At 70.9% G+C, this 13,582-nt stretch carries 12 protein-coding genes; 3 read left to right on the top strand and 9 right to left on the bottom strand.

What is annotated here, in order from left to right; translation table 11 throughout:
* Nucleotides 1-15: 15 nt before the first annotated feature.
* Nucleotides 16-819: a TSUP family transporter gene (locus tag GGQ54_RS14065; RefSeq protein WP_179445959.1), complete on the bottom strand. Its 804-nt coding sequence runs from the start codon at nt 817-819 to the stop codon at nt 16-18.
* A 25-nt stretch (nt 820-844) separates the two neighbouring features.
* Between GGQ54_RS14065 and GGQ54_RS14060 the strand changes: the two genes are divergently transcribed.
* Nucleotides 845-1,357 (top strand): CGNR zinc finger domain-containing protein, encoded by a 513-nt coding sequence (locus tag GGQ54_RS14060; protein ID WP_179445958.1) that lies wholly within the window; start codon nt 845-847, stop codon nt 1,355-1,357.
* 16 nt (nt 1,358-1,373) lie between these two features.
* Here the strand turns inward: GGQ54_RS14060 and GGQ54_RS14055 are convergent, their stop codons facing one another.
* Both GGQ54_RS14055 and GGQ54_RS14050 read right to left on the bottom strand, forming a co-directional pair.
* Nucleotides 1,374-2,084 (bottom strand): M50 family metallopeptidase, encoded by a 711-nt coding sequence (locus tag GGQ54_RS14055; protein WP_179445957.1) that lies wholly within the window; start codon nt 2,082-2,084, stop codon nt 1,374-1,376.
* Nucleotides 2,085-2,129: 45 nt separating this feature from the next.
* On the bottom strand, nt 2,130-3,626 hold the full coding sequence (locus tag GGQ54_RS14050) for an MFS transporter (protein ID WP_179445956.1): 1,497 nt from the start codon (nt 3,624-3,626) through the stop codon (nt 2,130-2,132).
* 120 nt (nt 3,627-3,746) lie between these two features.
* On the opposite strand from GGQ54_RS14050, the gene GGQ54_RS14045 reads away from it, so the two are divergent.
* Nucleotides 3,747-4,487 (top strand): TetR/AcrR family transcriptional regulator, encoded by a 741-nt coding sequence (locus GGQ54_RS14045; RefSeq protein ID WP_179445955.1) that lies wholly within the window; start codon nt 3,747-3,749, stop codon nt 4,485-4,487.
* A gap of 7 nt (nt 4,488-4,494) precedes the next feature.
* Here the strand turns inward: GGQ54_RS14045 and GGQ54_RS14040 are convergent, their stop codons facing one another.
* On the bottom strand, nt 4,495-6,264 hold the full coding sequence (locus tag GGQ54_RS14040) for a proline--tRNA ligase (protein ID WP_179445954.1): 1,770 nt from the start codon (nt 6,262-6,264) through the stop codon (nt 4,495-4,497).
* Between the two features lie 125 nt (nt 6,265-6,389).
* A complete protein-coding gene (locus GGQ54_RS14035) occupies nt 6,390-7,115 on the bottom strand; it encodes a DUF1345 domain-containing protein (RefSeq protein WP_179445953.1) in 726 nt (241 codons plus the stop codon).
* A 119-nt stretch (nt 7,116-7,234) separates the two neighbouring features.
* On the opposite strand from GGQ54_RS14035, the gene GGQ54_RS14030 reads away from it, so the two are divergent.
* Entirely contained in the window at nt 7,235-8,494 is a 1,260-nt protein-coding gene (locus GGQ54_RS14030) for an AI-2E family transporter (protein ID WP_179445952.1), read from the top strand.
* Between the two features lie 392 nt (nt 8,495-8,886).
* Here GGQ54_RS14030 and GGQ54_RS14025 read toward each other — a convergent pair whose 3' ends face one another.
* The 4 genes from GGQ54_RS14025 to dxr form a co-directional block, all read right to left on the bottom strand.
* Nucleotides 8,887-9,750 (bottom strand): GNAT family N-acetyltransferase, encoded by an 864-nt coding sequence (locus GGQ54_RS14025; protein WP_179445951.1) that lies wholly within the window; start codon nt 9,748-9,750, stop codon nt 8,887-8,889.
* A complete protein-coding gene (gene ispG / locus GGQ54_RS14020) occupies nt 9,747-10,895 on the bottom strand; it encodes a flavodoxin-dependent (E)-4-hydroxy-3-methylbut-2-enyl-diphosphate synthase (protein WP_179445950.1) in 1,149 nt (382 codons plus the stop codon). The genes GGQ54_RS14025 and ispG overlap by 4 nt, the downstream gene beginning before the upstream one ends.
* Nucleotides 10,896-10,964: 69 nt before the next feature.
* A complete protein-coding gene (locus GGQ54_RS14015) occupies nt 10,965-12,260 on the bottom strand; it encodes a M50 family metallopeptidase (RefSeq protein WP_179445949.1) in 1,296 nt (431 codons plus the stop codon).
* Nucleotides 12,260-13,522, bottom strand: a complete 1,263-nt coding sequence (gene dxr / locus GGQ54_RS14010; protein WP_343045973.1) for a 1-deoxy-D-xylulose-5-phosphate reductoisomerase — start codon at nt 13,520-13,522, stop codon at nt 12,260-12,262. The genes GGQ54_RS14015 and dxr overlap by 1 nt, the downstream gene beginning before the upstream one ends.
* Nucleotides 13,523-13,582: the final 60 nt, after the last annotated feature.

The following is a 13,582-nucleotide window of genomic DNA, read 5'->3' as shown; positions in this document are numbered from 1 at the left end:
TCTGCGGAAACGGCGTCACCGCCCGAGGTGTCCGATCAGCTCGATGACCAGATCGGCCCCGAGCTTGGCGATCAGGGCGCCGATGACCACCAGGAAGACCACCCGGACGAACCCGTTCCCGTGTCGGACGGCCATCCGCGCGCCGATCAGCCCGCCGGTGAGATTCGCCGCCGCCATGCACAGGCCGAGGCCGACGAGCAGGTAGCCGTTCAGTCCGAAGACCAGGATGGAGGCGATGTTCGTCGTCAGATTGGCGATCTTGGCCTTCGCGGTGGCCTCCAGGAAGCCGTAGCCGAGCACCGCGACCAGCCCGATCACGAAGAACGACCCGGTTCCGGGGCCGAGGATTCCGTCGTAGCCGCCGACGACCAGCCCGATCGCCGCCGCCTTCGCGTGGTGGCGCGCGTCGCGGGTGCCGACCCGCGACTCGCGGCCGAGCGCCGGGCGGCGCCACGTGTACCAGCCGACCCCGATCAGCGCGGCGAGCACGATCGGGGTGACCAGCGCGCGGGGCAGGAACTGGGCAAGCCAGGACCCGGCGGTCGACCCCGCATAGGCCCCGACCACCAGCGGCAGCACGGTCGACCAGTGCACGGTGACCCTGGTCACGTAGGTCAGCGTGGCGACCAGCGTGCCGGCCGCCGAGCTGATCTTGTTCGTGCCGAGGATGCTCGGCGGGGGCGTGTCCGCCGGAAGGGCGAGCAGCAACGACGGGAGCTGGATCAGTCCCCCACCGCCGACCACGGAGTCGACCCATCCCGCCACGAACGCGACGCCGATCAGGGCGAGCAGGGTGACCAGCGGTATCTCGTCGAGCACGGGCCGATCATGCTGTAATGACTAAGTGTTGATCAACCCTTACGGTGCGGAGCCGGTACGCCTGGCCGCCCGACTGGCCGACGAGCGGCCTCGCACACCCGCCGAGTTGCAGGAGATCTGCGACGACGAGGACGTGGTCGGCGGTCTGCCACCCCGCCCCGCCGACGTGCGTCAGCTCGACGAACTGCTGGACGCCTGGCTGACGGTCGTCGACGCGCCCGACGACCGCGCCCGCGCGCGGCGGCTGAACCGGCTGCTCGCCCGCTACGCCGAACACCCGCGGCTGACCGACCACACCGGCACCTGGCATCTGCACTACCGCCCCGAGCGGGTCGGCCTGGCCAGGCTGCTGGCGACCATGATCACCGTGGGGACCGCCCTGCACCTGACCGAGCGCGGGATGGACCGGCTGGGCCGCTGCGCCGCCCCCGACTGCCGGCGGGCCTATGCCGACACCTCCCGCAACGGCACCCAGCGATTCTGCTGCCCACGCTGCGGCACCCGGGAGGCGGTACGCCGACACCGCGCGCGGGCCTGAGCGCGCACCCGCGCCGTCACAGCCCGGCCGCGGCGAGCACCTGCGGCAACAGCAGGGCGAGGCCGCCGACCAGGCAGGCAAGACAGATGCCGAGGAAGATCAGCACCCAGAAGGTGGCCGGCAGCCGCGTCAGCCGGGCGAGCTGGCCGGCATCGGAGGTGCGACTCGGGTGGACCAGCAGCTCCAGGGCGGCCCGCGGCGCGGACAGCAGCAGCAACCAGGTCGCGGTGAACGCGATCATGGACTGTCGGGCCGGGGCGAGGTACCACGACGCGGCCGCGATCGCGCCGCCGAGCGCGAGCAGCACCAGCAGACCGTAGAAGTTCCTGATCTTGAGCAGCAGGAGCGCGAGCAGCACCAGGCTGGCCCAGAGCAGACCCACGGCGTACCCCTGACCCAACAGCCAGGCCGCGCCCAGCCCGAAGATCGCCGGCGCCGGATAGCCCGCCGCGAAGGTGAGTACCATCCCCGGGCCGGTCGGCCGGCCCCGGGAGACGGTGAGCCCCGAGGTGTCGGTGTGCAGCCGGATGCCCTCCAGCGAGCGGCCGGCCAGCGTCGCGACCACTGCATGGCCCGCCTCGTGCACGACGGTGGTCAGCATCCGCACGAGCGGCCAGGCGATCACGACCAGGCCGAGCGCGACCAGGGCGCTGATCAACACCTCGGCCGGCTCGGGCACCGGCTGCCGTTGCGTCGCCCGCCGCCAGATCTCGCTCACGATCTCCATCGGCAACCAGTGTGCGCGAACGCACCAAGATCGGCGCGGGACCGATCATTTCGCTGGCATCGCCGCCTGCCGCGGGAAGGCGAACAGGCAGACCACGGCGGTGACCAGCAGCGCGCCGACACCCGCACCGATGGTCAACTGCGCCGCGTGGCTGAAGGCCAACTGGGCCACCTGCGCGAGTGCCGGGCTGCCGCTGCTCACGGCCTCGGCGAGCGAGGCGGTGACGCCGGGCGGCAGCCCCAGCCGGTAGAGCTGGCTGAGCACTGCGCCGAGCACGCCGATCCCGAGCGCGCCGCCGACCTCCTGGAAGGTGTCGTTGAGCGCCGATCCCATCCCGGCCCGCTCGGGCGGCAGCGCGTCGATCACCCGCAGCGCCGCGCTGGTCATCGCCATCCGGTTGCCCACGCCGGACAGCGCGATGCCGCCGATCAACAGGGCGACCTGGGAGACGCCCAGCGCCGCGGTGCCGAAGCCGACCGCACCGAGCGCGAGCCCGAGCGCGGTCGCCAGCCGGTCGCCGAGCGCGGTCGTCAGCCGGGTGATCAGGCCGTTGGTGGCGAGCATCAGCAGCACCGACGGGAGGGTCATCAGTCCGGCGATCACGGCCGAGTAGCCGAACACCAGTTGCAGCAACTGGGTGGTGATGAACATCGTGGCCATCATCATGAAGAAGACCATCGCCTCGACCAGCGCCGGCAGGGCGAACGCCCGCCGGGTGAGCAGTGAGACGTCGAGCATCGGGTGCGCCGCGCGGAGCTGCCGCGCGATGAAGGCGATGCCGGCAAGCAGCGCGATGGCCGCGGCGGCGAGTGTCGGTACGCTCAGCCAGCCGTTCTCGGGGCCGCTGCCCAGGGCATAGATCAGTCCCCCCATGGTGAACACCGAGGTCACGGCACCGATCAGATCGGCGGGCTCGGCGGTGCCGTCGGTGGACTCCGGCACGGCCCTGAGCAGGACCGGGATCGCGATCAGGGCGACCGGGATGTTGAGCAGAAACAGCCAGTTCCAGTGCAACTGGCTGAGCAGCAGGCCGCCCAGCACCGGGCCGATCGTGAATCCCGCCATCGCGGCGATGCTGAAGACCCCCATCACACTGCCGCGCGCCGGACCGGTGAAGGTGGCGAAGAGCAACGAGAGCGTACTCGGCATCACGAGCGCCGCGCCCACCCCGACGAGCGCGCGAACCGCGATCACGCCCGGGACGGTGCCACCGGCGACGAGGATCGCCAACGAGGCGACGGCCATCAGCGCCAGACCGGCCAACATCACCTTGCGGCGCCCGATCCGGTCGCTGAGGTTGCCAGTGGTCAGTAGCAGGCCGCCGAAGGTGACCGAGTACGCCGAGACGATCCACTGCAGGTCGCCCGCCGAGGCGCCCAGGTCCCGGGCGATGGTCGGCAGGGCGACGTTCAGGATGCTGTTGTCCATCATCACGGTGACGAGCGCGAGCATCATCGCGGTCAGCACCAGCCAGTTCCTCCGCAGCACGCCGCGGCCGTCCGGCGCGACCTCGGGTGCGGGTTCGGTGAGTGCGGTGGCCATCGGGGCTTCTCTCGATCGGTGTTGGTCGAACTCCGTTCGGTTCGCACGAACACGGTACGACTATCGAACGGCGTTCGGCAACCCGCCCGCGGTTCGAGTCCGTTGTGGTTCCATGGCGCCATGGCTGATGGACGGCGCGGACCGCGGCAACCCGACCGGCGGCGACCACGGCGAGCGCCCAGCGAACGCCGCGCGGCGGGCCGGGCCCGGGTAGCACTGAGCACCGAGCGGATCGTCGACGCCGCGGTCGCGATCCTCGACGAGGGCGGGCCCGACGCGTTGACCTTCCGCCGGCTCGCGGGCGAGCTCGGGGTCGGCGTCGCATCGCTGTACTGGCATGTCGACGACAAGGAAGACCTGCTGATGCTGTGCTTCGAGCACGTGCTCGACGCGGACCGCGCACCGATCGAGCCCGGCCCCGGGGCCGGGGACTGGAAGCGGGACATCCGCGAACAACTGCTGGGCTACTTCGACCTCAGCGAGCGCCATCCGTGGATCGCGGCCATTGCTCCCGGCGTGACCGCCGACGGGTTCAGCGTGGCGGTACGGGTCCTGGGCCTGACCGGGGAGCGGATCCGCTCGCTCGGTTTCGACGACGTGCGCACGTTCTATCTGGCCTCGGCCCTCTTCGGCTCGCTCACCTCGATCATGATGCAGACGATGCGGCTGGCCTACGGACCGCCGGGGCGCCGGGAGGACGTGCTGGCCGAGTTCGCCGATGCACTGGGCCGGCAGGAGGACCAGTACCCCGGCGTCGCCCGGCTGGCCCGGGTGATGGCCACCCACTCCGATCGCGACCAGTTCGTGGCGGCGGTCGACGTGATCCTGGCCGGCATCGAGGCCGAGGCCGCCAAGCTCTGAGCGGTCGTCAGGCGGTCTCGGCGTCGGTTCGCCCGTGCACCAGCGCGAGCAGGTGCCCGAGGGCGTCGTCGACGGCCACGTTCTCGCTCATCCCGGTACGCCGGTCGCGCACCTCGAGCACGCCGTCGGCCAGCCCGCGGCCCACCACCACCGTGGTCGGCATGCCCAACAGCTCGGCGTCGGCGAACTTCACCCCCGGGCTCGCCTTGCGGTCATCCAACAGCACGCGCACGCCCGCCTCGTCCAGCTCGCGGGCCAGCTCGGTCGCCTTGTCCAGCACGGCCGCATCCTTGCCGGTGGCGACGATCTGCAGATCGAACGGCGCGAGCTCGCGCGGCCAGCACAGGCCCTTCTCGTCGCTGGTGCCCTCGGCCACCACCGCCACGGCCCGGGAGACCCCGATGCCGTAGGAGCCCATCTGCACCGTCGCGAGCTTGCCGTTCTCGTCCAGCACCTGCAGGCCGAGCGCGTCGGCGTACTTGGTGCCGAGCGCGAAGACGTGGCCCATCTCGATCCCGCGGGCCAGCTCCAGCGGCCCCGACCCGTCGGGGGCCGGGTCGCCCGTGCGTACCTCGGCGACCTCGATCACGCCGTCGGGGGTGAAGTCGCGACCGGCGACCAGATCGAAGACGTGCCGGCCGGCGGCGTCCGCGCCGGTCACCCAGCGCGTACCCGTCGCGACCCGCGGGTCGACCAGATAGGTGATCTTGGAGGCGTTCTCGGCCCCCAGCACGCCCGGGCCGATGTAGCCCTTGACCAGGTCGGGGTGCCGGGCGAAGTCCTCGTCGGCGAACGGCGCGTACGCCACCCCCTCGCCGAGCTGCGCCTCCAGCCGCTTGGTGTCGACCTCCCGGTCGCCGGGCAGCCCGATGGCCAGCGGCTCCGGCTCCTGCCCCGGCCGGGTGATCATGAACACGACATTCTTCAGGGTGTCGGCGGCGGTCCACGGCCGGTCGGTACGCGGCACCCGCTCGTTCGCCACGGCGACCAGCGTCTCGATGGTCGGGCTGTCCGGGGTGTCCTCGACATGCGCGGCCGGCGCGTCGTCGAACGGCACCGGATCCGGCGGCGCCAGCTCGACCGCCTCGACGTTCGCGGCGTACCCGCCCGGGGACCGCGCGAACAGGTCCTCCCCGACCGGCGAGACGGCGAGGAACTCCTCCGACTGCGAGCCGCCCATCGCGCCCGACATCGCGCGCACGATCACGTACTCGAAGCCGAGCCGGTCGAAGATCTTGCGGTACGCGTCGCGATGGCGCGCGTACGAGGCGGCCAAACCGGCCTCGTCGATGTCGAAGGAATAGGAGTCCTTCATCACGAACTCGCGGCCGCGCATGATGCCGGCGCGCGGGCGCGGCTCGTCGCGGTACTTGGTCTGGATCTGGTACAGCGTCAGGGGCAACTCCTTGTAGGAGTTGTACATGTCCTTCACCGCGAGGGTGAACATCTCCTCGTGCGTGGGGCCGAGCAGGTAGTCGCCGCCCTTGCGGTCGTGCAGCCGGAAGATCCCGTCGCCGTACTCGGTCCACCGGTTCGTCGCCTCGTAGGGCTCGCGCGGCAGCAGCGCCGGGAACCGGAGCTCCTGGCCGCCGATCGCCGCCATCTCCTCGCGGACGATCCGCTCGACGTTCTCCAGCACCCGCAGCCCGAGCGGCAGCCAGGTGTAGATGCCCGGGGCGACCCGGCGCACGTAGCCGCCACGGACGAGCCAGCGGTGGCTCGCCACCTCGGCGTCCGCCGGGTCCTCGCGCAGGGTCCGGACGAACAGTTCCGACATGCGGGTGATCAAGGCGCCTCTTCTCGGATGGTGGTTCTCGTGCATCGGGACGCGGCAACGATACCGGCGGGTGCGGGGGCGCGCGCGCCGATTGCTGTGCGCCGCGCACTCCGCCCACGGGCGGCTCAGCGCGCGGACATCATCAGCGAGATCAACATCGCCAGGATGACGGTGTTGAAGAAGAACGACACGGCGCTGTTGCCCGCCACCAGGGACCGCATCTGGCGTGTCGTCACATTGATGTCGGACGTGGCGACGGACGTCGACACCGTGAGGGCCTGGTACAGGTAGTCGCGGAAGGTGGGCTCGTCATCGCCGGGGAAGACCATGCCCGGCCGATCCACGTCCTCGCGCAGATAGTTCACCGCGTAGGCGATGACGCCCATGCACCAGGCGGACGCCACGCCCGCCATGGTGAGCACGATCACCGGTACGGACCGCTCGCCGAGGAACCACAACAGCAAGATCGCGATGATCGAGACCAGCGAGCCCTGCACCCCCCACGACAGACCCGAGTCGTCGAAATAGGTCAACCGGCTCAGCAGCCCGCGTCGCCGGCGCGACTGGGTCGCTCGTACCAGCCCGGTCAGCCGCGCCCGCGGCAGCGGCGCGAACACCACCCAGGTGAGGACCAGCGTGAGCAAGGTGGCGATCGGGGTGACCATCAGGTACGCCGCGACGTAGCGCACCCAGGGCGAACTGACCGGCAGCCGCCACAAGACGGTGGGCACCATGATCGCGCCGCAGGCGATGCCGATCCCCCAGGCGAGGCCGTTGCGGACGCCGTCGCGGGCGAGCCAGCGCCGCCACCAGGGTTCGGTCGCCGCGCTCGGTCGCACTGCCGAACTCATCGGTCCCCCTTTCGACCCGGCCCAGCATGCCCGCCATCGGGGCGTCCGTGTCGGATCCGCGCCGCCATGGTGCAAAGTGTCCGGGTAGCAGCACAGTCGACGAGGGAAGGGAACCGAGAATGTTCGGACGGCGCGCACAGCCACAGGCCAACCCCGACGCCACGCGGGCCGTGGAGCGGGTCGGGGCACAGACCACCGGTGAGCTCCGCTCGATCGGCAAGCGGCTGGACTCGCTCGCCCCGCGGGTCGGCATCCCGCGCGTGCTGCTGATCCTGGTGGGCCTGGCCAGCGCCGCGTTGATCATCAGCGGGACCCGGGAGATTCGCGAGATCGTGGCGCCGGTCTTCTTCGGGATCAACCTCGTGCTTGCCGCCTCCCCGGTGTCCAGTTGGCTGCGCCGCCGCGGACTGCCGGCGTGGCTGTGCGCGATCGTCTCCGGGGTATTGGTGCTGGCCTTCCTGTTCGCCTTCTTCTACGCGATCTACTGGGCGATCGCCTCGCTGGTGCGCGAGCTGCCGCGCTACACCCCGCAGTTCGAGTCGCTCTATGACCAGGTGCTCGCGCTGCTGGCCCAGTTCGGGGTGACCAGTACGCAGATCACCAGCCAACTGGAGACGATCAACCCGCAGAGCATCGTCGGCGCGGCCGGCGGGCTGCTGTCCAACCTGGGCAGCGCAGGCTCGCTGATGATCGTCCTGCTCACCGTGATCTTCTTCCTGGTGCTGGACTCGATGAACTTCGGCCAGCGACTGCAGCTCGCCGACTCCACCCACCCCCGGATCACCGAGGCCCTGATCTCCTTCGCCGAGGGGGTACGCCGCTACTGGGTCGTCACCACGATCTTCGGTTTGATCGTCGCCATCCTCGACGTCGGCCTGCTGATGATCCTCGGCGTACCGCTGGCCTTCGTCTGGGGTGTGTTGTCGTTCATCACCAACTACATCCCGAACGTCGGGTTCGTCCTGGGGCTGATCCCGCCCGCGTTGATGGCGCTGCTGGACAAGGGTCCGATCGCCGCGCTGATCGTGCTGATCGGCTACTCGGTGCTCAACTTCGTGATCCAGTCGCTGATCCAGCCGAAGTTCACCGGCGATGCCGTGGGCGTCACCCCGACCGTGTCGTTCCTGTCGCTGCTGTTCTGGGCCTACGTGCTGGGACCGCTCGGCGCTCTGCTGGCGCTGCCGTCGACCCTGCTGGTGAAGGCGGTGCTGATCGATGCCGACCCCAGGGCGCGCTGGGTGAACGCGTTCATCGCCTCCAATCCGACCACCGCCGAGGCCGACAGCACCCGCGAGGCGTTCCACGGCGAGGACGGCGACGAGCAGTCCCTGCCCGGCGGCGGCAGCGGCATCTCCCGGCCGCAGCGCGCGGCGACCTGAGCGCGAGGTCCGCGTACCCCGCTCGTCCGCGCCGTTTGCGACCACTCGCCCGAGTTCTGGCAGCAGTCCGCGCGGCAGACGCGCCCTTTGCGACCACTCGCCCGGGTTCCGGCCGCAGCGCGCGGCGACCTGAGCACGAGGTCCGCCTACCCGGCTCGTCCGCGCCGTTTGCGACCACTCGCCCGGGTTTCGGCAGCAGTCCGCGCGGCAGACGCGCCCTTTGCGACCACTCGCCCGAGTTCTGGCCGCAGCGCGCGGCGACCTGAGCACAGGTCCGCATACCCGGCTCGTCCGCGCCGTTTGCGACCACTGGCCCGAGTTCTGGCAACAGTCCTCGCGCCACACGCGCCATTTGCGACCACTCGCCCGAGTTCTGCGCCGGAGGCGGCCCGTCAGTAGAGCACGGTGGCGAACTCGCCGACCTGCCGGAACCCGACATGCCGGTAGGTCGCCAGCGCGGCGTCGTTGAAGTCGTTGACATACAGCGAAACCATCGGGGCGAGCTCGCGGGCCAGCGCGACGACGGCGGCCATCGCGGGCACCGCGAGGCCGCGGCCCCGGTGCGCCGGATCCACCCAGACGCCCTGGATCTGGGCGACCCCGTTGGCCAGCGAACCGATGTCGGCCTTGAAGATCACCCGGCCGCCCTCGACGATGCCGAAGGAGTGACCGCGCCGGATCAGCTCCCGCACATAGCCGCGGTAGTGCCGCGAACTGCCGCGCGGGAACGGCGAGACGCCGACCTCCTCGGTGTACATCCGCACGGAGGCGTCGAAATACGCCTCGACATCGGTACGCCGCACCGGCGCGACCCGCGGCTCGGGGTCGGCGGCCGGGGCCGCGTCGATCAGCATCAGCGGCTGGCGCGGGCGTACCTCCCGCGTGCCGTGCCAGTCCCGGCCGGTGCGGCACAACTCGCGCCACAGCGGCAACACCATGCGGGAGGCGCCGCCGATCGACGAACAGCGGCGGTGCTCGCCCGCCTGCCGGGCGAAGGCCGCCAGCGCGTCGGCGCCGGCGCGGAACGGGATCAGGTTCGACCCCGCATGACACAGGGCCTGCAACTCGTCGTCGTGGAACCACCCCCACACCGGGCAGCCCAGCCGGAACGGGTCGAGCCCGTGGGCCTCGACCCGGGCGGCGACGAAGACCGACTCCACCGGGTCAGTGGCGAGCAGGGCCGTGACGGCCGCCAGGTCGGCGTCGGTGACGACCCGGACCTGTCCCGCGGCGGGCCGGACGGCCTGCGTGGTCACGACACGGTGACCTCGGGGGCGCCGGACTCGCCGCCCTCCATGGATTCGGCGATCCGCATCGCCTCGGTGATCAGGGTCTCGACGATCTCGGACTCCTTGACCGTCCGGATCACCTCGCCCTTGACGAAGATCTGGCCCTTGCCGTTGCCGGAGGCGACCCCGAGATCGGCCTCCCGCGCCTCCCCCGGCCCGTTCACCACACAACCCATCACCGCGACCCGCAGCGGCACCTCCAGCCCGTCCAGCCCGGCGGTCACCTGGTCGGCGAGCTTGTAGACATCGACCTGGGCCCGCCCGCACGACGGGCAGGAGACGATCTCCAGCTTGCGCGGGCGCAGGTTCAGCGACTGCAGGATCTGCGTACCGACCTTGACCTCCTCCACCGGCGGCGCGGACAGCGAGACACGGATCGTGTCGCCGATCCCCTTGCTGAGCAGGGCGCCGAAGGCGGTCGCGGACTTGATCGTGCCCTGGAACGCCGGCCCCGCCTCGGTCACCCCGAGGTGCAGCGGCCAGTCGCCGCGCTCCGCGAGCTGCTCGTAGGCCTGGACCATGATCACCGGGTCGTTGTGCTTGACCGAGATCTTGAAGTCGTGGAAGTCGTGCTCCTCGAACAGCGAGGCCTCCCAGACCGCCGACTCGACGAGCGCCTCGGGCGTCGCCTTGCCGTACTTCTCCAGCAGCCGCTTGTCCAGGGAGCCGGCGTTGACCCCGATCCGCAGCGAGACCCCGGCATCCTTGGCGGCCTTGGCGATCGCGCCGACCTGGTCGTCGAACTTGCGGATGTTGCCGGGATTGACCCGGACCGCGGCGCAGCCGGCGTCGATGGCCGCGAAGACGTACTTGGGCTGGAAGTGGATGTCGGCGATCACCGGGATCTGCGACTTGGTGGCGATGGCCGGCAGCGCATCGGCATCGTCCTGGCTCGGGCAGGCGACGCGGACGATGTCGCAACCCGCCGCGGTCAGCTCGGCGATCTGCTGCAGGGTCGAGTTCACATCGGAGGTGACCGTCGTGGTCATCGACTGCACCGAGACGGGCGCGTCGCCACCGACCTCGACCGAGCCGACGCGGATCTTGCGCGAGCGGCGGCGCGGGGCCAGCACCGGCGGGGGCGGTGCGGGAATCCCGAGGTCCACGGTCATGCCTGTCTCCTCCTCGCTCCGGCTCGATTGCTCCGGGCTCCACTGCTCGGGGCTCGATTGCTCCGGTCGTCAGAACAACGTGATCGGCGCGATGACGTCGGCGACGATCAGGACCGCCCCGCACACCACCAGGAACCCACCTACAACATAGGCGACGGGCAGGGTCTTGGCGACATCGACATAGCCGGGATCGGGCCGGCGGAACGCCTTCGCCAGGCCGCGGCGTACCCATTCCCACAGGGCGCCGGCGATGTGGCCCCCGTCGAACGGCATCAGCGGCACCAGGTTCAGGATCGCCACGAACAGGTTCACCGAACCCAGCAGCATCAACACCATGGCGAACCGGTCGTTGTCGGTCAGCCGGTCGGTGGTGGCCACCTCGCCGGCGAAGCGGCTGGCGCCGACCACGCTGACCGGGCCGTTCGGGTCGCGCTCGCGCCCGGTGACCAGGTCGGCGGCGGTGTTGAAGACGCGGACCGGCAAGGTGACGACCCCGACCGCCGAGCGCACCGTCATGTCACCCATGGTCTCCAGCACCACGACGGGCGTTCCGGCCGCGCGTACCATCTGCGGCTGCACGCCGAGGAAGCCCGCGGGCACCCGACGGGCCGGGTCGTACTGGGCGGGTACGCCGGTCACCACCGTGTTCACCTGCGGCAACTCCACCAGCCCGCCGCCCCGCTCGACGGTGATCGTGGCGGGTCCGGCAAGATTGCCGCGGATCATCGCCGAGAGCTGGTCCCAGTCCTTCAGCTCGACGCCGTTGAAGGCGACGATCCGGTCGCCGTCGGCCATCCCGGCCGCGGCGGCCGGGGTCGGCGGGTCGCCCGGACGACACGACTGGTCTCGCCGATCGGCGGGAATCACACACTCCTGCACGCTCTGCACGACAAGCGTCGGCTGGTTGATCCCGTACAGCCCGAACAGCGTCTGCAGCAGTGCGAACGCGAGGATCAGGTTCATCGCCGGGCCGGCGAACATGATGATCAGCTTCTGCCACGGCTTCTTCTGGTAGAACAACCGGCCGTCGTCGGCGGGCTTGATCTCCTCGTGCTCGATCTCGCGGGCGGAATCGGCGAGGTTCTGGAACAGCCCGGAGCTGGAGGCCCGCAGCGACCCGTCGGCGTGGCGGGGATACATGCCGATCATCCGGACATAGCCGCCGAGCGGGATCGCCTTGATGCCGTACTCGGTCTCGCCGACCTTCTTCGACCACAGGGTCTTGCCGAAGCCGACGAAATACTGGGTGGTCTTGACGCCGAACAGCTTGGCAGGAACCAGGTGGCCGATCTCGTGCAGCGCGATCGAGGCCATGATGAGCGCGAAGAACAGCACCGCCGCGCCCAGATAGATGACGGTCTCCATCAACTGCTTCCTGCTCCCTGCTGTTCGGCCTCCCGGGCCCCGATCAGTTCACTCGCCCGTCGCCGCGCCCAGTTGTCCGCCGCGAGCACCGCCGCGAGGTCGAGGTCGGCGTCGTGGACCAATCGCGATCCTACGTCGCCGGGCGAAATCGCTGGCTCCGGCGCCAGGTGTTCGACCACGACCCGCTCGATCAGATCGACGATGTCGAGGAAGCCGATCCGGCCCTCGGTGAAGGCGTCCACCGCGACCTCGTTGGCGGCGTTGTAGACCGCGGGCGCCGTGCCACCGGCGGCGCCGCAGCGGCGGATCAGGCGTACCGCCGGGAACGCCTCGTCGTCGAGCGGCTCGAACGTCCATTGCGTCGCGCGCGTCCAGTCCAGCGGCGCGCTGGCGCCCGGCATCCGATCGGGCCAGCTCAGCGCCAGCGCGATCGGCAGCCGCATGTCCGGCGGCGAGCACTGGGCGATGGTCGAACCGTCGACGAACTGGACCATCGAGTGCACGATCGACTGCGGGTGCACGACGACGTCGATCCGATCCAGCGGCACGCCGTAGAGCAGGTACGCCTCGAGCACCTCCAGCGCCTTGTTCACCAGGGTGGCCGAGTTGATGGTGATCACCCGGCCCATCCGCCAGGTCGGGTGGGCCATCGCCTGCTCGGGGGTGGCCGCGGCCATCTCGGCGCGGCTGCGTCCGCGGAACGGGCCGCCGGAGGCGGTGACCAGCAGCCGGTCCACCTCGGCGCCGCGCCCGGCGCGCAGGGCCTGGGCGAGCGCGGAGTGTTCGGAGTCGACGGGCACCAGTTGGTCCGGCGCGGCGGCGTCGGTGACCAGGCGGCCGCCGATCACCAGCGATTCCTTGTTGGCCAGGGCGAGAGTGGAGCCGCCGGCCAGCGCGGCCAGCGTGGCCGTCAGGCCCGCCGCCCCGGTGACGGCGTTCAGCACGAGGTCGGCGCCGTCGCCGGCGAGCTGCGCCGCGGCATCCGGGCCGGCGACGATCCGCGGCAGCGTGGTCTCGCCGGCTGACCAGCCGCGCCGCTGTGCCTCGGCATAGAGGGCGAGCTGCAGGTCCTGCACGGCGCTCGCGCGGGCCACCGCGACCACCTCGGGGCGGGCATCCAGCACCTGGCGGGCCAGCAGCCCCGGCTGGCCACCGCCGGCGGCCAGCCCGCGTACCCGGTAGGCGTCGCGCCGCTCGCCCAGGACGTACAGGGCCTGGGTACCGATGGAGCCGGTCGAGCCCAGGATCACCACATCGCGCACCGGCCCATTGTGGCAATCCGGGGCGCGCGCCGCAGGTTCGGCGGCCCGCGCCGATCTTTT

Source organism: Naumannella cuiyingiana (genome assembly GCF_013408305.1).
Classification (GTDB): Bacteria; Actinomycetota; Actinomycetes; order Propionibacteriales; family Propionibacteriaceae; genus Naumannella; species Naumannella cuiyingiana.
The sequence above is the reverse complement of the archived record's forward strand: the minus strand, read 5'-3'. Positions and strand labels throughout refer to the sequence as shown.